1 protein-coding gene is annotated in these 795 nt (G+C 61.8%); it reads right to left on the bottom strand.

Annotated elements, in window-relative coordinates; all coding sequences use genetic code 11:
* On the bottom strand, positions 1 to 795 hold a 795-nt coding region (locus JIG40_RS22760; RefSeq protein ID WP_199466136.1), incomplete at both ends, for an Ig-like domain-containing protein.

Here is a 795-nt window from a genome sequence, read left to right as displayed (position 1 = left end):
TCTTTGCCATTGACCGTTAAGGTCACCGTGTCGTCCACGTTCGCGTCGCCACCCACGGTACCCGTGATGGTCACCGTGCCCTGCGCTTCTTGCGCGTTCACGATGTCGTCGCCCGCGATGGCGTCAACGGTGATGGTCGCCGCCGCCACCGTATCGATGGTCACCGCCAGCGTCTCTGATGTCGCGCTGTTGCCCGCATCGTCCGTCACTTTCACGCTCAACACGTAAGTGCCATCCGCCAGGTCGGCGCTCGGGGTGAACTGCCACGTGCCGTTCACGTTTTCCAGCGTGCCATCAAGGGCGACGCCGTCTTTCAACACCACGATGTCCTCGGCCGCAACATCACTGTCGATGTTGCCCAGCGCGAACGTCGGCGTCTTGTCATTGGTCAGGTTGTCTGTGTCGCTGTCGCCGCTGTCGCTCGACGCGACCAGATCGATGGTCGGTTTGCTGATCTCGGTATCAACCTCGTAACCACCGTCTTTATGGTCACCGCTCGCCTCGGTCGTCGCCGTGAACGCGTTGCCCGCTTCATCGGTGCCACTCACGCTCGCCACGATGGTGCTGTCCGCATCCGCCACAAGGTCACTGCCTTGCACATCGATGCTGTACACCAACTTGCCTTCCGCGTCTGCGAACACCTTGCCTGTGTACTCTTTGCCATTGACCGTTAAGGTCACCGTGTCGTCCACGTTCGCGTCGCCACCCACGGTACCCGTGATGGTCACCGTGCCCTGCGCTTCTTGCGCGTTCACGATGTCGTCGCCCGCGATGGCGTCAACGGTGATGGTCGCC

It is taken from the genome of Vibrio sp. bablab_jr001 (assembly GCF_016464285.1).
GTDB lineage: Bacteria > Pseudomonadota > Gammaproteobacteria > Enterobacterales > Vibrionaceae > Vibrio > Vibrio fluvialis.
This window is presented reverse-complemented; position numbering and strand designations above follow the sequence as displayed.